This is a genomic window from Tardiphaga alba, assembly GCF_018279705.1.
GTDB lineage: Bacteria > Pseudomonadota > Alphaproteobacteria > Rhizobiales > Xanthobacteraceae > Tardiphaga > Tardiphaga alba.
In genome coordinates, this window is the sequence record NZ_CP036498.1 from 334,658 (window position 1) to 352,889 (window position 18,232).

15 protein-coding genes are annotated in these 18,232 nt (G+C 63.1%); 13 read left to right on the forward strand and 2 right to left on the reverse strand.

Translation table 11 applies throughout. The features are described 5' to 3' along the window. The first annotated feature begins 95 nt into the window (after positions 1-95). The 3 genes from mutM to RPMA_RS01640 all read left to right on the forward strand — a co-directional run bounded on the left by mutM (position 96) and on the right by RPMA_RS01640 (position 2,693). Entirely contained in the window at positions 96-977 is an 882-nt protein-coding gene (gene mutM / locus RPMA_RS01630; RefSeq protein ID WP_211911197.1) for a bifunctional DNA-formamidopyrimidine glycosylase/DNA-(apurinic or apyrimidinic site) lyase, read from the forward strand. A gap of 54 nt (positions 978-1,031) precedes the next feature. After that, on the forward strand, positions 1,032-1,877 hold the full coding sequence (locus RPMA_RS01635) for a class I SAM-dependent methyltransferase (RefSeq protein WP_211911198.1): 846 nt from the start codon (positions 1,032-1,034) through the stop codon (positions 1,875-1,877). A 141-nt stretch (positions 1,878-2,018) separates the two neighbouring features. Continuing rightward, positions 2,019-2,693 (forward strand): PilZ domain-containing protein, encoded by a 675-nt coding sequence (locus tag RPMA_RS01640; RefSeq protein ID WP_249225511.1) that lies wholly within the window; start codon positions 2,019-2,021, stop codon positions 2,691-2,693. Between the two features lie 12 nt (positions 2,694-2,705). Here RPMA_RS01640 and RPMA_RS01645 read toward each other — a convergent pair whose 3' ends face one another. After that, positions 2,706-4,055: a serine protease gene (locus tag RPMA_RS01645; protein ID WP_211911200.1), complete on the reverse strand. Its 1,350-nt coding sequence runs from the start codon at positions 4,053-4,055 to the stop codon at positions 2,706-2,708. Positions 4,056-4,170: 115 nt separating this feature from the next. Here RPMA_RS01645 and RPMA_RS01650 point away from each other — a divergent pair, with 115 nt between their 5' ends. After that, a complete protein-coding gene (locus tag RPMA_RS01650; protein WP_211911201.1) occupies positions 4,171-4,971 on the forward strand; it encodes a HesA/MoeB/ThiF family protein in 801 nt (266 codons plus the stop codon). 221 nt (positions 4,972-5,192) lie between these two features. Here the strand turns inward: RPMA_RS01650 and RPMA_RS01655 are convergent, their stop codons facing one another. Further along, the gene (locus RPMA_RS01655) at positions 5,193-6,290 is read right to left on the reverse strand and encodes a DUF2336 domain-containing protein (RefSeq protein ID WP_211911202.1); all 1,098 of its coding nucleotides are present in this window, start codon (positions 6,288-6,290) and stop codon (positions 5,193-5,195) included. Positions 6,291-6,593: 303 nt separating this feature from the next. On the opposite strand from RPMA_RS01655, the gene rimP reads away from it, so the two are divergent. From rimP to RPMA_RS01700, 9 genes are all read left to right on the forward strand, one after another. Then, on the forward strand, positions 6,594-7,373 hold the full coding sequence (rimP, locus tag RPMA_RS01660; protein ID WP_211911203.1) for a ribosome maturation factor RimP: 780 nt from the start codon (positions 6,594-6,596) through the stop codon (positions 7,371-7,373). A gap of 3 nt (positions 7,374-7,376) precedes the next feature. Further along, positions 7,377-8,984, forward strand: coding sequence for a transcription termination factor NusA (gene nusA / locus RPMA_RS01665; protein ID WP_211911204.1), 1,608 nt, complete (start codon positions 7,377-7,379; stop codon positions 8,982-8,984). A 15-nt stretch (positions 8,985-8,999) separates the two neighbouring features. After that, positions 9,000-9,731, forward strand: a complete 732-nt coding sequence (locus tag RPMA_RS01670; protein ID WP_211911205.1) for an RNA-binding protein — start codon at positions 9,000-9,002, stop codon at positions 9,729-9,731. A gap of 58 nt (positions 9,732-9,789) precedes the next feature. Beyond that, the gene (gene infB / locus RPMA_RS01675) at positions 9,790-12,636 is read left to right on the forward strand and encodes a translation initiation factor IF-2 (protein ID WP_211911206.1); all 2,847 of its coding nucleotides are present in this window, start codon (positions 9,790-9,792) and stop codon (positions 12,634-12,636) included. 170 nt (positions 12,637-12,806) lie between these two features. After that, positions 12,807-13,238, forward strand: a complete 432-nt coding sequence (rbfA, locus tag RPMA_RS01680) for a 30S ribosome-binding factor RbfA (RefSeq protein ID WP_211911207.1) — start codon at positions 12,807-12,809, stop codon at positions 13,236-13,238. Beyond that, positions 13,235-14,314, forward strand: a complete 1,080-nt coding sequence (truB, locus tag RPMA_RS01685) for a tRNA pseudouridine(55) synthase TruB (RefSeq protein WP_211911208.1) — start codon at positions 13,235-13,237, stop codon at positions 14,312-14,314. The genes rbfA and truB overlap by 4 nt, the downstream gene beginning before the upstream one ends. Before the next feature lie 2 nt (positions 14,315-14,316). Next, positions 14,317-14,586, forward strand: a complete 270-nt coding sequence (rpsO, locus tag RPMA_RS01690; protein ID WP_211911209.1) for a 30S ribosomal protein S15 — start codon at positions 14,317-14,319, stop codon at positions 14,584-14,586. Positions 14,587-14,929: 343 nt separating this feature from the next. Continuing rightward, positions 14,930-17,080: a polyribonucleotide nucleotidyltransferase gene (gene pnp / locus RPMA_RS01695; RefSeq protein ID WP_211911210.1), complete on the forward strand. Its 2,151-nt coding sequence runs from the start codon at positions 14,930-14,932 to the stop codon at positions 17,078-17,080. A 385-nt stretch (positions 17,081-17,465) separates the two neighbouring features. Continuing rightward, complete coding sequence (locus tag RPMA_RS01700) at positions 17,466-18,215, forward strand: superoxide dismutase (RefSeq protein WP_211911211.1); 750 nt, start codon at positions 17,466-17,468, stop codon at positions 18,213-18,215. The last annotated feature ends 17 nt before the right edge of the window (positions 18,216-18,232 follow it).

Genomic DNA, 18,232 nt, shown 5'->3' on the forward strand with positions numbered 1-18,232 from the left:
CTGCTCATCTCAAAAAACCTCGATTGCGGCGGACCATAGCCTGCCGGCGGCAAAGGGGCTATCACGTCAGCCCCTCAAGGTGAATGACCCATCTCATGCCCGAGCTCCCCGAAGTCGAAACCGTCCGACGCGGCCTGCAGCCGGCCATGGAGGGCGCCAGAATTGACCGTCTCGAACTCCGTCGTGGGGACCTCAGGTTTCCGTTTCAGCCCGATTTTGCCGCGCGGTTGCAGGGGCGGGTGGTCACCAGCCTTGGTCGCCGGGCCAAATATCTGCTTGCCGATCTCGATTCCGGCGATGTCCTGCTGATGCATCTCGGCATGTCCGGCTCGTTCCGCGTTGTCTCCGACGGGACGAATGAGATGCCGGGCGCCTTCCATCATCCGCGCAGCGACGAGCGCGCCCATGATCATGTGGTCTTCCACATGTCGTCGGGGCCCTCGGTGATCTACAACGATCCCCGCCGCTTCGGTTTCATGAAAATCTTTGCACGTAGCGAGGCGGAGCAGGAGCCGTTCATCAAGGACATCGGCCCGGAGCCGCTCGGCAACGAGTTCGATGCCGCGATGCTGGCGGAGGCCTGCCGCAACAAGAAGACCAGTTTGAAAGCAGCCCTGCTCGACCAGACCGTGGTTGCCGGTCTCGGCAATATCTATGTCTGCGAGGCGCTATTCCGCTCGCATTTGTCGCCGCGCCGTCTGGCTGCGACGCTCTCCACGAAGAAAGGCGAACCGACCGAGCGCGCCACGCATCTGGTCGATGCCATTCACGATGTGCTCAACCTCGCCATCAAGGCCGGCGGCTCATCATTGCGCGACCATCGCCAGACCTCCGGTGAACTCGGCTATTTCCAGCACTCGTTCCAGGTCTATGATCGCGAAGGCGAGCCCTGCAAAACCGATGGCTGCAGCGGCATCGTGAAACGCTTCGTGCAGAACGGGCGATCGACCTTCTGGTGCCCGAAGTGTCAGAAATAATCGTCAATGCGAGCGCAGCGAAGTAGCCCCGCTTCACGAGAAGAAAGAACTGGATTGCTTCGTCGCTACGCGCCTTGCAATGACGCCAAGAAGGATTGGTGCAATGACCGACATCTCCTCCCCTCCGTCCGCTTCAACGATGGCGCTGCCTATGAGCGCATGATGGGTGTGTGGAGCCGGCTTGCCGGCGAGCAGTTTCTCGACTGGCTTGCGCCGAAACAAAATCTCGCCTGGGTCGATGTCGGCTGCGGGAATGGCGCGTTCACCGAGTTGATCGTGCAGCGTTGTGCGCCTCATGCGGTCGATGGCGTCGATCCGTCCGACGGCCAGCTCGATTACGCGCGCAAGCGGCCGGGCACGGCGATGGCCGCCTATTATCAGGGCGATGCGATGGCCTTGCCATTCGGTGATGACGCCTTCGATGCGGCCGTGATGGCACTGGTGATCTTCTTCGTGCCGGAGCCGCCGCGCGGCGTTGCCGAGATGGCGCGCGTCGTGAAACCGGGCGGTCAGGTCGCCGCCTATGCGTGGGATATGGATGGCGGTGGTTTCCCGCTGCAGCCTGTGTTGCGCGAATTGCGGGCCATGGGCTCTGTGCCGCAACCGCCGCCCCATCCGGATGCGTCGCGGACCGAGAACCTCGTTGCGTTGTGGCAGGGCGCCGGTCTCGTCGATATCGAGACGCGCCGCATCGACGTCACCCGTCGCTTCGAGAGCTTTGAGGATTTCTGGGCGGCATCTACGTCCGGCTCCACCGTCAAGCCGGCGGTGGCTGCGATGACACCAGAGGTGCTTGCTGAATTGCAGCGCCGCGTGCGCGCGCACGTGACGATGCGGCCGGACGGGACTGTCAGCTATGACGCTTTCGCCAATGCCATCAAAGGGCGGGCACCGGGCTGAGACGGGCCAATACGACAAATCGCCGGCAATATTTTATCAACTTAAGAGGGTATATAAATAACGAGATAACCAAGGCGCGCGTAAATGCTCGCCTTGCCGCGTTTTCTATGGTGGTGGATTATTACCGTAGGAGCCGGTCCCGTGTCCGTCGAAAAATTCCTCAGGCAGCGCGCCGTCAATGTCGTGGTCGGCGGCCAGTATACGTTGTCGAACTGGCTCGATCCGAAGGGGCGGCCGCGCAGCTTTGCCTGCCGCACCAGCCGCGTGTCGCCGTTTCGCATGATCGTCGAAGTGCCCGTCATCGGCCGTATCGGCGATCGGATCGGCACCTATTTCGGCGATTTCGGAAAGATGGAAGGCGAGATCAGCGACACCGTGTCGGGCAGCTTCCTGCTCGAACTGATGCTGACGCGCCCGCAGCGGCAGAAGATGTCGGATCAACTGACCTGGCTGGAGAAGAAGCAGAAAGACCCCAGCATCAAGGACGGGCGCAAGCAGGCTCGCATCGTGCCGGCTAGCCCGCATTCCATGCTGACCTTCGCCGATGGCACGGTGAAAAGCTGTTTCGTGATCGACATGTCGCCGTCGGGCGCAGCCGTATCCGCCGATATGCGCCCGGAGATCGGCACGCCGCTCGCCGTCGGCGCCTGTGTCGGGCGCGTGGTCCGTCATCTCGATGGCGGCTTTGCCGTGAAGTTTATCGAAGAACAGGCGCGCGACGTGCTGGAGCGCCGCGTGATCCGTCCAATGGCAACTCCTCGCCGACGGCACGAGACGACGCTGGCGCAGCGCATGGACCGGATGGAAGAAGCGTGAGCGGCGCGCGGCCTATTTCCTGACGCAGATCAGGCGGACCATCGATGCCTTTGCATCGCTGGTCTTGCCGGCTTCCGTGGCCACGCCATTCGCTTTCACGAAATTGCGCACCGCATCCGCTGACGCCAGCACGGCTTGCGTCGCTGCGGGTGTGGGACCGGCGACCACGACCGGCTTCAACTGCGTGACACCGGCAAACGCACCATCGCCATCGATCGCCGCAGCGCCGGCAAAGCCGATGCCGGGCGCGGGTGACAATGTCGTCTCGCTACCAGCGCCCTGTGCGGTCGCTGCTCTGACGGTGCTGACTGCCGATCCCCCGGCCTGGTTCTGCGGATCGGCGATCCCGACGAGTGTGAGATCAGGCTTCGCCGTACCCGTCCCGAGCGCGAGCGGCTTCAGGTCGCGGGCGCCGTAGATGCGCAGCAATGCGAGGTCGCGTGCCTTGTCCTCTGCGACCTTGTCGGCATTGCCATGGCCGGCCACGGTGATGGAGAGACAGCCATCCACGGCCTGACGATCGGTGACAATGGCGCCATCGGCGCTCACCACGATGCCGGATGCATATTCGACCTTTTTACGCGGCGGCGGGCCCATGGCTTGTACGCCAGCGGGAAATGCATCGAAGGCCGAGGACATGGCGATTACCACCGGCTCCATGGTGCCTTCGGTCGCCTGATCGTAGAGGATGGTGAGCATGCGGACTTCATCGCCCTTGAGCTGGCCGCGGATATAGAACTTCTTCTGGTTCTGCAGCCCGGACAGCACGAAGAAATCCGGCTTCACCGCGCTGTAGTCGAGCTTGCGGCCGGGTTGTTTGCGCTCGGCCTCCGCAAGCTTGGCGGTGGAAGGCGCCTCTTCCTTGCGGCGCGTGAGCAGGATCTGGATCGTGCCGGTGGAAGACTGCCACTTGCTTCCGTTGGCATCGGAGATCTGCTGCGGCACCAGTTTGCCGGGAATGCCGAGCTTCGCGCCCGTCACCATATCGGTGACGATCTTCCAACCGACATTGTCGCGCGGCTTCTTAGCCGTGGCGGCGAGCACGCCGCGCTCTTGCGGATTCAGCACGCCGGTCTGCTTGCCGCCATTGTCTTTCTGGAAAGCCTTGATGGCATTGACCATGCGCTCGGAAACTTCGCCATTGATGGCGCCATTATAGTGCCCACTCCATGCGAGGTCCGACTGGATGGTCAGACGCTCGGTCTGGGTCATGTCCTTGGCCGTGTCGGCGGGCGTCTGCATGGCCGGGCGCACCGGCACGGTGGCGACAGGCTTCGGCTTCGCGGGCGTAGGGGCGGGTGTTTGCGCATAGGCCGCGGACGCCAACATGATCATCGCGGTTGCCGACAGCATCGATCTCATGACATGTCCCGGTGGTGAAGCCTGCGATTGATTTCGAGGGAATTAAGCACATCTGCTGGGTCGGTGACAGCCGCGCCATGGTTCACGATGCGGCTGACGGAGAGATGACGAGACGATGCTGAGCGGCGAAGAACTCGAGCGTTATGCGCGCCATATCGTGCTGCGCGAGGTCGGAGGTCCCGGCCAGGCGAAGCTCCGCGCGGCAAAGGTGCTGGTGATCGGCGCCGGTGGCCTGGGTGCGCCTGCATTGATGTATCTCGCGGCGGCAGGCATCGGCACGCTCGGCGTGGTCGATGACGACGAGGTGTCGCTGTCGAATCTGCAGCGGCAGATCATTCACGCCACACCGGATGTCGGCTTGCTGAAAGTCGATAGCGCCGCGGCGAAGATCCAGGCGCTCAATCCGCATGTGAATTTCATCGGCCATGGCGAGCGATTGACGGCCGCGAATGCGATGGCGCTGATCGGCGGTTACGATCTGGTGCTCGACGGTTCCGATAACTTCACCACGCGCTATCTCGTCTCGGATGCATGTTGCCTTGCCGGCAAGCCGCTGATCTCTGCTGCGCTCGGCACCTTCGATGCATCGCTGACAACCCTGCGTCCGCATGAGCGCAATGATAAAGGCCAGCTCAATCCGACCTATCGCTGCCTATTCCCGGAAGCGCCCCCGCCCGGCACGGTGCCAAGCTGCCAGGAGGCCGGCGTCATGGGCGCGCTGGCGGGGATGATCGGCTCGATGATGGCGCTGGAGGCGATCCGCGAGATCGTCGGGTTCGGCGAAGGGTTGGTCGGGCGGCTTCTGATGATCGATGCGAGGTCGATGCGGTTCGAGACGCTGCGTTATGCGCGCGATCCCGACAATCCGCTCAATGGCGAGGCGCCGACCATCGTGGATCTGTCGGCATATCGCTGAGGTATTTTGTTGCGCTGCACACATTCGATCTGTGTGGCAACAATCAGATGCTGCATCGCAGCAAATCTGAGCTCGAAAGCCAGAAAGCACTGAAATTACTCGCGGATTTTCGGTGGCACGACGGCAAATGCGGCGCGACGCGTGGCGGTTGAGCGAGTTGTTGCGCAATCTACTTGTCGGTGGCCGTCAAAATTGCTGCGGCAATGCTGCAGCAAAAAGCGCTAACTCGGGATCGCTGAGGTTGGCTCGCGGGTCTGCCAGAAGGTCAGCACCCGCTGCGCAGTGGCCGGAACCAGCCGCGAGAAGTTTTGCCGCGCTTCCTCGACATCATGTGGGGCCGGCGAACGGCCGGGTCCGACGCGCAGGGCGATCAGGGCGCGCACGGTGGCCCAGGAAATCCCGATTGATTTGCCGAGGATCAGCATGGGGTCGTCGCGGTCGCCCTTTAGCAGCTGGTCGATGGTCGCGATCCGCACGCCGGACATGGCTGCCAGGGCCGCGGCTGTTTCCTCATACTGATGCGCACGGGCGAAGCGCAGCAAGGCGCCCTCATTGAGTTCGGCGCTTTGCTGCAGCTTGCGCACGGTGCGCTGGGCGCTGGCAAAATCGCGCGTCAAACCAAGATGTTGCGGGGCGCCCGAAATGTCCTGCATGGCGCGGTTGATGGCCGCGCGCAGTTCCGGGGCCGCGGTGTCGAACAGCCTGCGCCGGACGACTTCGACCGATTGGGCGAGCAGGTGCTTGAGCTGCTCGGCCGACAGGTCGTCGCGCTGGCCGACAGTGACGGCAAGCGCACCGTCGTCGCCGGCGCGGCGGATCAAGCCGTGATAGCCGAGCTGCGAGAAGATAGCGCCGGCATTCCCGGCCACGCGCCGGATCACCTCGCGATCGCCGCGGCGGATAATGACATCGGTCAGGCGCGGGCCCAGCATCGGCCGGTCGGAGATCGCCAGCAAATGCGGCTGACCCTTCACCTTCGCGATATCGAGGAGGGTAGGCTCATCGATCTGCGGCGAGCGGCGGAGCAGGGGGCCGGCAATCAGGATTTCGTCGTCGCGCACCAGCATGGAGACCAGCTGCGGCGGCGCGTTCACGAGCTCGGCCAGCCTTTCGGCCAGCGTGCGGCGCGCTTCAACCTCGGTCTGCGGGACAAGGCTGGTGAGGATGCTGTCGAACAGGTCCACATGGGACGGCTGGAACCGGGATGCGCCCTGCAGGAACAGGTCGGCGATCTTCCGGACTGCCTCGCCGCGGCGAGCGGGATCGCCGTTACGGACGATGTCCTCAAGCCCCGGGATGAGGGATTTGGCCTCTGCCATCAAAGAATACTCAACTACGCCAAACACAAAGGCCTGCGCAGCGTAATGGCGCTTTGTGAAAGAAGGGTTAGTCTAAGGCGGCATAGATGCCAGAGTTTACAATGGCTTAAGATGGAACCGGCTTTTACGCGGGCTTTCTCGTCGCGAATCCTTCCCTTGCCGTCGTGTCGAAAAAGGTCTATATCGGCCGCAACTTACAGTTCTCATACAGATCGTTTGAGAGTGGGGCCCCGGGGACCCGCTCTTTTTTATTACCTGAATGGCCCCGAACACCAATTCGAACCTGGACTGCTGCACGCCGCTATGACTGACCCGATCGAACCCACCATGGATGATGCCGAGCTGCTCGCAGAGCCGCGTCTGGTCGTCGAGCCGGGTGCCGGCGCGCGCGTGGCGGCCATCGCGGCCCCGGTGCTCGAAGGCATGGGCTATCGGCTGGTGCGCATCAAGATTTCCGCCGAAGCCGGCTGCACCGTGCAGATCATGGCAGAGCGGCCCGATGGCTCGATGCATGTCGAGGATTGTGAAGCGATTTCGAATGCGCTGTCGCCGGTGCTCGATATTGAGGATCCGATCCAGCGCGCCTATCGGCTCGAGATTTCATCGCCGGGCATCGATCGCCCGCTGGTGCGCCGTTCGGACTTCCTGCGCTTCCAGACGCATCTCGTGAAGGTCGACATGGCGGTGGCCGTCGGTGGCCGCAAGCGGTTTCGCGGTTGGATCGCCGGCGTCGAGGGCGGTGAAGTCCTGATCGACCGCGAAGGCGCGCGCGACGGCGAAGATCCGATCACGCGCCTGCCGATGGAAGATATCGGCAGCGCCAATCTGGTGCTGACCGACGAGCTGGTCGCCGAGTCCATGCGCCGGGGCAAGCATGCCGAACAGGATCTCAAGCGCGAGCTTGGTATCGAGGCGCCGGCGGCGCCGCACGCCAAGCGCAGCGATCCGAAGAAGAGTTTTGCGCCGAAGCCCAAGGGCAAGGCTGCGAAGACCGCCAAGAAGCCGCTGCCGAAGAACACCAAGGCCCACCGCCTGGCCAAGAATGCTGGCCGCGGCGACATCGATTCCCCCGAAGGAGACTGAGCCATGGCCGCTATCAGCGCCAACCGACTTGAACTCTTGCAGATCGCCGACGCCGTTGCCCGCGAGAAAACGATTGATCGCAGCATCGTCATCTCGGCGATGGAAGAGGCGATCGCGAAGGCAGCGCGTGCGCGTTACGGCTCGGAAACCGATGTTCACGCCGAAATCCATCCGAAGACCGGCCAGCTCTCGCTGACCCGCCACATGCTGGTGGTCGAGGATGTCGAGAACGCGTCGAACCAGATCTCGCTCAACGATGCGCAGCGCGCCAATCCGGGCGCCCAGGTCGGCGACACCATCGCCGATACGCTGCCGCCGCTGGAATACGGCCGTATCGCCGCGCAGTCGGCAAAGCAGGTCATCGTGCAGAAGGTGCGCGAAGCCGAGCGTGATCGTCAGTACCAGGAATTCAAGGATCGCATCGGCGAGATCGTCAACGGCGTCGTCAAGCGCGTCGAATACGGTTCGGTGATCGTCGATCTCGGCCGTGGCGAAGCCATTGTCCGCCGCGACGAAATGCTGCCGCGCGAAGTGTTCCGCAACGGCGACCGCGTGCGCGCCTATGTGTTCGACGTGCGCCGCGAGACCCGCGGGCCGCAGATCTTCCTGTCGCGCACCCATCCGCAGTTCATGGCGAAGCTGTTCGCGCAGGAAGTGCCGGAAATCTATGACGGCATCGTCGAGATCAAGGCGGTTGCCCGTGATCCCGGTTCGCGCGCGAAGATCGGCGTGATCTCGCGCGATTCCTCGGTGGATCCGGTCGGCGCCTGCGTCGGTATGCGCGGTTCGCGCGTGCAGGCCGTGGTGAATGAGCTGCAGGGCGAAAAGATCGACATCATCCCGTGGTCGCCGGATATCGCGACCTTCGTGGTCAATGCGCTGGCACCGGCGGAAGTCTCCAAGGTCGTCATCGACGAAGACCGCGAGCGCATCGAAGTCGTGGTGCCGGATACCAACAACCAGCTCTCGCTGGCCATCGGCCGTCGCGGTCAGAACGTGCGTCTGGCGTCGCAGCTCACTGGCTGGGACATCGACATCCTCACCGAGCAGGAAGAATCCGAGCGTCGCCAGGCCGACTTCGAGAACGCCACCCGCGTGTTCATGGAAGCGCTGAATGTCGACGAAGTCGTCGGCCAGCTGCTGGCGTCGGAAGGCTTTACGAATGTCGAAGAACTCGCACTGGTCGATGCCAAGGAACTGGCCAGCATCGAAGGCTTCGATGACGAGACTGCCGAAGAACTGCAGAGCCGTGCGCGCGAATATCTCGAGCAGCTCGAGGCCGAACTGAGCGGCCGCTGCAAGGAGCTCGGCGTTGACGAAGCCATGCGCGACGTCCCCGGCGTGACCCTGCAGATGATGGTCAAGTTCGGCGAAAACGACGTCAAGACCGTCGAGGACCTCGCGGGCTGCGCCACCGACGACATCGTCGGCTGGACCGAGCGCAAGGAAGGCTCCGAGCCGGTCAAGCATGCCGGTTTCCTCGATGCCAACGAGATGTCGCGTGAAGATGCCGAGCGCATGATCATGGAAGCGCGCGTCGTCGCCGGCTGGATCACCCGCGAAGATCTCGACAAGGGCACCGAGCCTGAGTCCGAAGAAGCCGAAGCGTAAGGATATGCGCCACGCATGTTCGCCATTGATGACCCCGCAGATCTTGATCGCGGCCCCCGAGACACCAAATCGGGGACTGAGCGGATGTGCGTGGTCACGCGGCGTGTGCGTCCGATCGATGAACTGATCCGTTTCGTCCTTTCGCCCACCGGCGAGCCTGTTCCCGATCTCAAGCGCAAGCTGCCAGGCCGGGGATTGTGGATTTCGGCGTCGCATAAAGCGGTTGCCGAGGCGGCGAAGCGCAATCTTTTCGCCCGGGGATTCAAGAAAAACGTCAAGGTATCGGCTGATATCGCCGATGAAACCGATAAATTGATGTTGCGCGGCGTGACCGATGCTCTGGCCATGGTGGCCAAAGCCGGGCAGGTCGTCTCCGGATTTACCAAGGTCGAAGACACATTACGGCGTAATACCGCCGAAATCTTGCTCCATGCTACCAACGGTGCCGCCGACGGAATTCGCAAGCTCGACGGCATTGTCCGGCAAAATGCCGCCTTCCATGACGAAACCGACCAGATTCCGATCATAACGCTGCTCAGCAGTGACGAATTGGATTTGGCATTGGGGCGGTCAAATGTGATACATGCTGCCGTGCTCACAGGCCCGGCGGGCAAAACGTTCCTGTCGCGCAGCCAGAACCTGGTCCGATACCGGATGGCTGACGCCGACATCAACGCAAGCGCCAAACCATCGAAGACCCATGCGTCGCCGGACACGGTGCCGCCGGACGACGATTTCGCCGATTGAAATTCGAACGATGACGAATGTGCGACCGCGCACACCGCAAAAGGACTAGGACTGCTGAATGGTTGATACGAAAACGCCTGGCGACAAGACTCTGAGCGTTCCCAGCAAGACCTTGACGCTGAAGCCGCGCGTCGAGCAGAGCACTGTGCGCCAGAGCTTCAGCCAGGGCCGTAGCAAGCAGGTGGTCGTCGAGAAACGCGGCAAGCGCCGCATTCCCGGCGAAGCCGCCAGCACCGAAGCCGCTGCACCCGCGCCGACGCCCGTGTCTGCGCCGACGCCAGCACCGGCGCCGGCAGCCCCTGCTGCTGCGCAGGCTGCGCCCGCACCGGCGCCTGCCGCTCCCGTCGCTGCCGCTGCTCCAGCCCCGGTTGCAGCTGCGCCGGCTGCGCCCGTCCGCGCCGCTGCGCCGGCCGCTCCGGTTCGCCCGGCTGTGCCCGCAGCTCCGGTTCGCACCTCTTCATCCGGCTCGTCGTCCCGCGCGCCGGCAGCGCCCTCGCGTTCGGCTTCGCCGCCGCCCCGCAGTGGTTCGGGTCGTCCGCAGCCGCCGCAGCGCAGCGGTTCCGGCGTCGTGTTGCGCACGCTGACCGAGGACGAGCGTAACGCCCGCGCCAGCGCGCTGGCCGATGCGCGCGCCCGCGAGGTCGAAGAGCGTCGCCTTGCCGAGGCTGAAGCAGCCCGCCGCAACACCAAGGAATACAAGGAACAGATGGAGCGCGAGGCCGCCGAGGCCCGTCGCAAGGCCGAGGAAGAGCGCCACCGTCTGGAGGAAGAAGCCAAGCGCAAGGCGGAAGCCGAAGCCAAGCGTCGCGAAGCCGAGGCGGAAGCCAAGGCCAAGGCGGCGGCCCGCTCGACCAGCACCACTGCCCGCGCACCGATCGCCACCACCTCGGGCCGTCCGGCCGTTGCCGCCGATGGCAGCGACGAGGACGAGGCGCCGCGCGTCATTCGTCGTCCCGGCAGCCCGGCACGTCCGGTCATCGCGCCGAAGCCGACGGCCAAGCCCGGTCCGCAGAAAGAGCGCGGCCGTCTCACCGTCGTCACCGCGCTGTCGGCCGGCGACGTCCGTGAGCGTTCGATCGCCTCGTTCCGCCGCCGCACCCAGCGCCTCAAGGGTCATCAGTCGAGCGAGCCGAAGGAAAAGCTCGTCCGCGAAGTGACGATCCCGGAAGCGATCACCATTCAGGAACTCGCGAACCGCATGGCGGAGCGCGCGGTGGACATCATCCGCATGCTGATGAAGCAGGGCGCGATGCACAAGATCACCGATGTGATCGATGCCGATACCGCGCAGCTGATCGCTGAAGAACTGGGCCACACCGTCAAGCGCGTCGCCGCGTCGGACGTTGAAGAAGGTCTGTTCGACGTCGTCGACGATTCCACCGATACCGAGCCGCGCTCGCCGGTGGTCACCGTCATGGGCCACGTCGACCACGGTAAGACGTCGCTGCTCGACGCGCTGCGTCAGGCCAATGTCGTGTCGGGTGAAGCCGGCGGCATTACCCAGCATATCGGCGCTTATCAGGTCACTTCGCCGCTCGGCGGCAAGATCACCTTCATCGATACGCCGGGCCACGCCGCGTTCACCGCGATGCGCGCCCGCGGTGCCAAGGTCACCGACATCGTCATCCTCGTGGTGGCGGCCGATGACGGCGTGATGCCGCAGACGATCGAAGCCATCAACCACGCCAAGGCGGCGGGTGTGCCGATGATCGTGGCGATCAACAAGATCGACAAGCCTGATTCCAAGCCGGAGCGCGTGCGCACCGAGCTGCTGCAGCATGACGTGCAGGTCGAATCCTTCGGCGGCGACGTCGTCGATGTGGAAGTGTCGGCGAAGAACAAGACCAATCTCGACAAGCTGCTCGAGATGATCTCGCTGCAGGCCGAAATCCTCGACCTGAAGACCAATTCGGAGCGTCCGGCCGAAGGCACCGTGATCGAAGCCAAGCTCGATCGTGGTCGCGGTCCGGTTGCCACCGTGCTGGTTCAGCGCGGCACCCTGCGCGTGGGCGACATCATCGTCGCCGGCGCCGAAATGGGCCGCGTCCGTGCGCTGATCTCCGATCAGGGCGATACGTTGCAGGAGGCCGGCCCTTCGGTGCCGGTGGAAGTGCTCGGCTTCAACGGCCCGCCGGAAGCCGGCGATCGTATGGCCGTGGTCGAGAACGAAGCCCGCGCCCGTCAGATCACCGACTACCGTACCCATGCCAAGCGCGAGAAGCTCGCTGCATCGGCCTCGGGCATGCGTGGTTCGCTCGAGCAGATGATGAGCCAGTTGAAGACCTCGGGCCGCAAGGACTTCCCGTTGGTCATCAAGGCCGACGTGCAGGGCTCGCTCGAAGCGATCCTCGGCTCGCTGGAGAAGCTCGGCACCGACGAAGTCGCAGCCCGCATCCTGCATGCAGGCGTCGGCGGCATCTCGGAATCGGACGTCACGCTGGCGGAAGGCTTCAACGCCGCCATCATCGGCTTCTCGGTTCGTGCCAACAAGGAAGCGACGGCGCTCGCCAAGCGCAACGGCATCGAAATCCGTTACTACAACATCATCTACGACCTCGTGGATGACGTGAAGAAGGCCATGTCCGGCCTGCTCGCGCCGACCCTGCGCGAAACCATGCTGGGCAATGCGCAGATCCTCGAAGTGTTCAACATCTCGAAGGTCGGCAAGGTTGCGGGTTGCCGCGTCACCGATGGCACCGTGGAACGCGGCGCCAATGTGCGCCTGATCCGCGACAACGTCGTCGTTCACGAAGGCAAGCTGTCGACGCTGAAGCGCTTCAAGGACGAAGTGAAGGAAGTTGCGTCAGGCCAGGAATGTGGCATGGCGTTCGAGAACTACTCCGACATGCGTGCCGGTGACGTGATCGAGTGTTATCGCATCGAGACCATCCAGCGCTCGCTGTAAGTCCAAGTCTTACAGAGAGCCGGATTTTGAGAAGGACGTCATGCCCGGCGTAATGCCGGGCATCCACGTCTTATTTTTCACAGAACAGACGTGGATGGCCGGGACATCCAGCGAAGCAGCGCTTCGCGCCTTTGCCCGGCCATGACGTCGTTTATTGTTGGCTAGGAAAGATGCCCAAGCATCATCAGAAATCTGCGACGCCTGGCGGCTCGCAGCGTCAATTGCGTGTCGGCGAACTGATGCGCCACGCGATCGCCGATATCCTTTCGCAGGGTGGGGTCTACGATCCCGTGCTGCAGACCAACATCATCACGGTGCCGGAGGTGCGGATGTCTCCGGACCTCAAGCTGGCCACCGTCTATGTGATGCCGCTCGGCGGCAAGAACACCGAGCCCGTGCTCAAGGCACTGGCTGCGAACAAGAGCTTCCTGCGCACCGAAGCCGCGCATCGGGTGAACCTGAAATACGCGCCCGATCTGCGCTTCCGCATCGACGAACGTTTCGACGAAGCTGAACGCATCGACAAACTTCTGCGCACCCCCGCGGTGGCGCGTGACCTCAAACAAGACTCAGACAATCAAGATTCGGACGAAAACGAATGACTGTGACGACGACCAAGACCGAAACCGGCCTTGAGGTAAGCCCGCTTCCGCAGGGCGCTCGCGAGCCGCGCGGCAATAACGATCCGCGCCATCAGGGTGGCAAGCAGCGCCAGGGGCAGGTTCGCCGCGACAAACGCGACGTCCATGGCTGGGTCATTCTCGACAAGCCGCTCGGCATGACCTCGACCCAGGCTGTCGCTGTCGCCAAACGCCTGTTCCAGGCCAAGCGCGCCGGCCATGCCGGCACTCTCGATCCGCTCGCCTCGGGCGGCCTGCCGATCGCGCTGGGCGAAGCCACCAAGACCGTTCCTTTCGTGATGGATGGCCGCAAGCGCTATCGTTTCACCGTCGCCTGGGGCGCCGAGCGCGATACCGACGACACCGAAGGCCGCGTCACCCAGACCTCGGACGCCCGGCCGACGGCGGAGCAGATCCGCGCGCTGCTGCCGCAATTTACCGGCAATATCGAGCAGACCCCGCCGCAATATTCGGCCATCAAGATCCAGGGCGAGCGCGCCTATGACCTCGCGCGCGACGGCGAAACCGTCCCGCTAGTTCCGCGCCCGGTCGTGATTCATGAATTAGTTCTTACAGAACAACCAGATAACGACCATGCGGTGTTCGAAGCCGAATGCGGCAAGGGCACCTATGTGCGCGCGCTGGCCCGTGACATCGGCCGTCTGCTCGGCTGCTACGGACATATCTCGTCGCTGCGCCGGACCCTGGTCGGTCCCTTCGCCGAAGCTGATATGATTCCACTGGCAGAATTAGAGGCTTTGTGCGATAGAGCCGCGTCTGGCGAGGGAAGCCTCGCCGACGCGCTACTGCCCGTTGAGACCGCGCTGGACGACATCCCGGCGCTGGCCGTCACACGGTCAGATGCGGCAAGGCTCCATCGGGGTCAGGCCGTTTTGTTGCGCGGACGGGATGCGCCTCATTGCAATGGCACGGTTTATGTCACGGTGTCGGGCCGACTTCTGGCCCTCGCCGAACTCAGCAATGGTGAACTCATCCCCAAGCGCGTGTTCAACCTCTCCGGATTGACTGCCAATCCGGTCCAGAAAGAAAGTCATTGACGATGTCGATTGCCGCAGAACGCAAAGCGGAAGTCATCAAGAACAGCGCCCTCAAGGCCGGCGATACCGGTTCGCCTGAGGTTCAGGTTGCCATCCTCTCGGAGCGCATCACCAACCTCACCGAACACTTCAAGACCCACACGAAGGATAATCATTCCCGTCGTGGTCTGCTGAAGCTGGTGTCCACCCGTCGTTCGCTTCTCGATTACATCAAGAAGAAGGACGAGGCCCGGTACAAGGCCCTGCTCGCAAAGCACGGCATTCGCCGCTAAGCGATTTAACGCGCGCAGCTTCTGCGCGCGTTTTCGCATGGATAGGTCCCAAACAACCCAACCATGCCATCACGTAGTGCAGGCCAAGAGTGGCCCGCACGATAGCGTCCAGCCGCAATCCGGCAGCTGGGCGATGACAGGCAAGGAGCCTGTCGCGCGGAGTGGAGCTAGAAGGCTCCAAACCGCGACCATCGGAAGGATGGACGCCATTCGAAATTCAAAGGTCATGGCAGGATCGCCGGACGCTGTTTTCGCGGATTCGCGGACAGCTTCTTGCCGTCTTGCGCATGGCCTTTTTGTTTTCGGCGCCACGTCTTCCGTGAACCCATGAAAGATACCAAAGATGTTTAAACCTCATTCCGTCGAGATCGATTGGGGCGGCCGTCCGCTCAAGTTGGAAACCGGCAAGATTGCCCGTCAGGCTGATGGCGCCGTCATGGCCACCTATGGCGAGACCATCGTTCTCGCGACCGTCGTCGCCGCCAAGTCGCCGCGCGAAGGCGTCGATTTTCTGCCGCTGACCGTCGACTATCAGGAAAAGGCTTACGCAGCCGGCCGCATTCCCGGTGGCTACTTCAAGCGCGAAGGCCGTCCGACCGAAAAGGAAACCCTGGTTTCCCGCCTGATCGACCGTCCGATCCGTCCGCTGTTCGCCGATGGCTGGCGCAACGAGACCCAGGTGATCGTGACCGTGCTCTCGCACGACATGGAAAACGATCCCGACGTGCTGGCCATGGTCGCCGCTTCGGCTGCGCTGACCCTGTCGGGCGCACCGTTCAAGGGCCCGATCGGCGCTGCCCGCGTCGCTTTCGCCAATGACGAATACATCCTCAACCCGACCCTCGACGAGATGACCGACACCCAGCTCGAGCTGGTCGTCGCCGGCACCTCGGACGCCGTGTTGATGGTGGAATCGGAAGCCAAGGAGCTTTCGGAAGAAATCATGCTCGGCGCCGTGATGTTCGGTCACCGCCACTTCCAGCCGGTGATCAAGGCGATCATCGAGCTCGCCGAGAAGGCCGCCAAGGAGCCGCGCGAAGTCACCGTCGTCGACGACAGCGCGCTCGAAAAGGAAATGCTCGGCATGGTCGAGCAGGAGCTGCGCGCTGCTTACGCCATCCCGGTGAAGCAGGATCGCTACGCCGCCGTCGGCGTCGTGAAGAAGAAGGTCATGGATCACTACTTCCCGGAAGGGAAGGAGCCCGCTTACGACAAGCTGCGCGTTGCCGGCGTGTTCAAGGAGCTGGAATCCAAGATCGTGCGCTGGAACGTGCTCGACACCGGCAAGCGCATCGATGGTCGCGACAACAAGACCGTTCGCAGCATCCTGTCGGAAGTCGGCGTGCTGCCGCGCGCCCACGGTTCGGCGCTGTTCACCCGCGGTGAAACCCAGGCCGTGGTCGTCACCACCCTCGGTACCGGTGAAGACGAGCAGTACATCGACTCGCTGGCCGGAACGTACAAAGAAACGTTCCTGCTGCACTACAACTTCCCTCCCTACTCGGTCGGTGAGACCGGTCGTCTGGGCGGCACCAAGCGTCGCGAAATCGGCCACGGCAAGCTCGCCTGGCGCGCGATCCGTCCGGTGCTCCCGGGCCACCACGAATTCCCCTACACCATCCGCGTGGTGTCGGAGATCACCGAGTCGAACGGTTCGTCCTCGATGGCCTCGGTCTGCGGCGCATCGCTCGCGCTGATGGATGCCGGCGTGCCGTTGAAGCGTCCGACGGCGGGTATCGCCATGGGCCTGATCCTCGAAGGTTCGCGCTACGCAGTTCTGTCGGACATCCTGGGTGATGAAGATCACCTCGGCGACATGGACTTCAAGGTGGCCGGTACCGAAGTCGGCATCACCTCGCTGCAGATGGACATCAAGATCGCCGGTATCACCGAAGAGATCATGAAGGTCGCTCTCGCCCAGGCGAAGGACGGCCGCGTGCACATCCTCGGCGAAATGGCGAAGGCGCTCACCAATGCCCGCGCCGAGCTCGGCGAATACGCACCGCGCATCGAAACCTTCAAGATCGCCACCGACAAGATCCGCGAAGTGATCGGCACCGGCGGCAAGGTGATCCGCGAGATCGTCGAAAAGACCGGCGCCAAGGTCAACATCGAAGACGACGGCACCGTGAAGGTGGCTTCGTCGGACGGCGAGGCCATGAAGGCCGCCATCAAGTGGATCAAGTCGATCGCTTCCGATCCGGAAGTCGGCCAGATCTACGAGGGCACCGTCGTCAAGGTGATGGAGTTCGGCGCGTTCGTGAACTTCTTCGGCGCCAAGGACGGTCTCGTGCATATCAGCCAGCTCGCCGCCGGCCGCGTGCAGAAGACCTCGGACGTCATCAAGGAAGGCGACAAGGTCAAGGTCAAGCTGCTCGGCTTCGACGATCGCGGCAAGACGCGTCTGTCGATGAAGGTCGTCGACCAGGAGACTGGCGAAGACCTCGAGGCCAAGCAGAAGGCCGAAGGCGAAGCCGCTCCGGCTGCTGAGTAAGCTTTCCGACATAGACTACGAAAAGGGCGGCCGAGAGGTCGCCCTTTTTGTTTATGGGGTGTGAGATGCGCAATTACTCATGGTCTCCCTCCCCGGAGCGAAGCGAATGGGGAGGGTCGGCCGATAGGCCGGGGTGGGGACTCTCCCCACGTGAAGTCAGAGTTTGTAGAAACACCCCACCCGTCCGCGCTTCGCGCGGCCACCCTCCCCACGGCGCGGCTTCGCCGCTTGGGGAGGGACAAGGAGCACGCGTTGCGTTGCATCACACCTCCCCGATACGTGATCTGTTAAGCCCGGATGCGTCACAATGCCCGCATACGAAACTGGCAGTGATGCGTTGCGTATTTACTCGGCACGCCGGCCAAATTTTTCAGGGAGATCTTCCATGTCATCGATGTCTCGACGCCATCTCATGTTTGCTGCGACCGGCATCGCTGCCGCCGCGGTCGCCCCCCGTTTCGCCTTCGCTCAGGCTGCCGCGCCCGCCGCTGCTCCGGCAGCTGGCAATGCGCCCTTCATCCTGCCGCCGCTGACCTATCCGGTGAATGCGCTGGAGCCGCATATCGATGCCAAGACGATGGAAATCCATCACGGCAAGCATCACTCCACCTATGTCGCCAACATGAACACCTTCGCCAAGGACACGCCGATGCTCGGCGAGAAGCCGCTGGTGGAGGTGCTGGGCAATCTGAACAGCGTGCCCGAGGCGATCCGCACCGGCGTGCGCAACAATCTCGGCGGCCACGCCAACCACACCATGTTCTGGCAGATCATGGGCCCCAATGGCGGCAAGCCGTCGGGTGAGGTACTCGCCGCGATCGATCGCGATCTCGGCGGCCTGGAGAAATTCCAGACCGACTTCAATGGCGCGGGCGGCCGTCAGTTCGGTTCGGGCTGGGCGTTCGTGATCGTCGACAAGGCCGGCAAGCTATCGATCGAAACGCGTCCGAACCAGGACAACCCGATCATGGACGGCAAGCGCGCGCTGATGGGCAACGACGTTTGGGAGCACGCCTATTACCTCAACTATCAGAACCGCCGTGCGGACTATCTGAAGGCATGGTGGAACACGGTGAACTGGAGCAAGATCGGCGAACGCTATGCCGCCGCGAAGGCCGGTACGCTGACGGTGTAAGGTGATTCCTTCTCCCC

What these genes read in the sequence shown, in the direction of transcription:
- mutM (WP_211911197.1), top strand. Translation starts at nt 96, where the DNA reads ATGCCCGAGCTCCCCGAAGTCGAAACCGTCCGACGCGGCCTGCAGCCG.
- RPMA_RS01645 (WP_211911200.1), bottom strand. Translation starts at nt 4,055, where the DNA reads ATGAGATCGATGCTGTCGGCAACCGCGATGATCATGTTGGCGTCCGCG.
- RPMA_RS01650 (WP_211911201.1), top strand. Translation starts at nt 4,171, where the DNA reads ATGCTGAGCGGCGAAGAACTCGAGCGTTATGCGCGCCATATCGTGCTG.
- RPMA_RS01655 (WP_211911202.1), bottom strand. Translation starts at nt 6,290, where the DNA reads ATGGCAGAGGCCAAATCCCTCATCCCGGGGCTTGAGGACATCGTCCGT.
- rimP (WP_211911203.1), top strand. Translation starts at nt 6,594, where the DNA reads ATGACTGACCCGATCGAACCCACCATGGATGATGCCGAGCTGCTCGCA.
- nusA (WP_211911204.1), top strand. Translation starts at nt 7,377, where the DNA reads ATGGCCGCTATCAGCGCCAACCGACTTGAACTCTTGCAGATCGCCGAC.
- RPMA_RS01670 (WP_211911205.1), top strand. Translation starts at nt 9,000, where the DNA reads ATGTTCGCCATTGATGACCCCGCAGATCTTGATCGCGGCCCCCGAGAC.
- infB (WP_211911206.1), top strand. Translation starts at nt 9,790, where the DNA reads ATGGTTGATACGAAAACGCCTGGCGACAAGACTCTGAGCGTTCCCAGC.
- rbfA (WP_211911207.1), top strand. Translation starts at nt 12,807, where the DNA reads ATGCCCAAGCATCATCAGAAATCTGCGACGCCTGGCGGCTCGCAGCGT.
- truB (WP_211911208.1), top strand. Translation starts at nt 13,235, where the DNA reads ATGACTGTGACGACGACCAAGACCGAAACCGGCCTTGAGGTAAGCCCG.
- rpsO (WP_211911209.1), top strand. Translation starts at nt 14,317, where the DNA reads ATGTCGATTGCCGCAGAACGCAAAGCGGAAGTCATCAAGAACAGCGCC.
- pnp (WP_211911210.1), top strand. Translation starts at nt 14,930, where the DNA reads ATGTTTAAACCTCATTCCGTCGAGATCGATTGGGGCGGCCGTCCGCTC.
- RPMA_RS01700 (WP_211911211.1), top strand. Translation starts at nt 17,466, where the DNA reads ATGTCATCGATGTCTCGACGCCATCTCATGTTTGCTGCGACCGGCATC.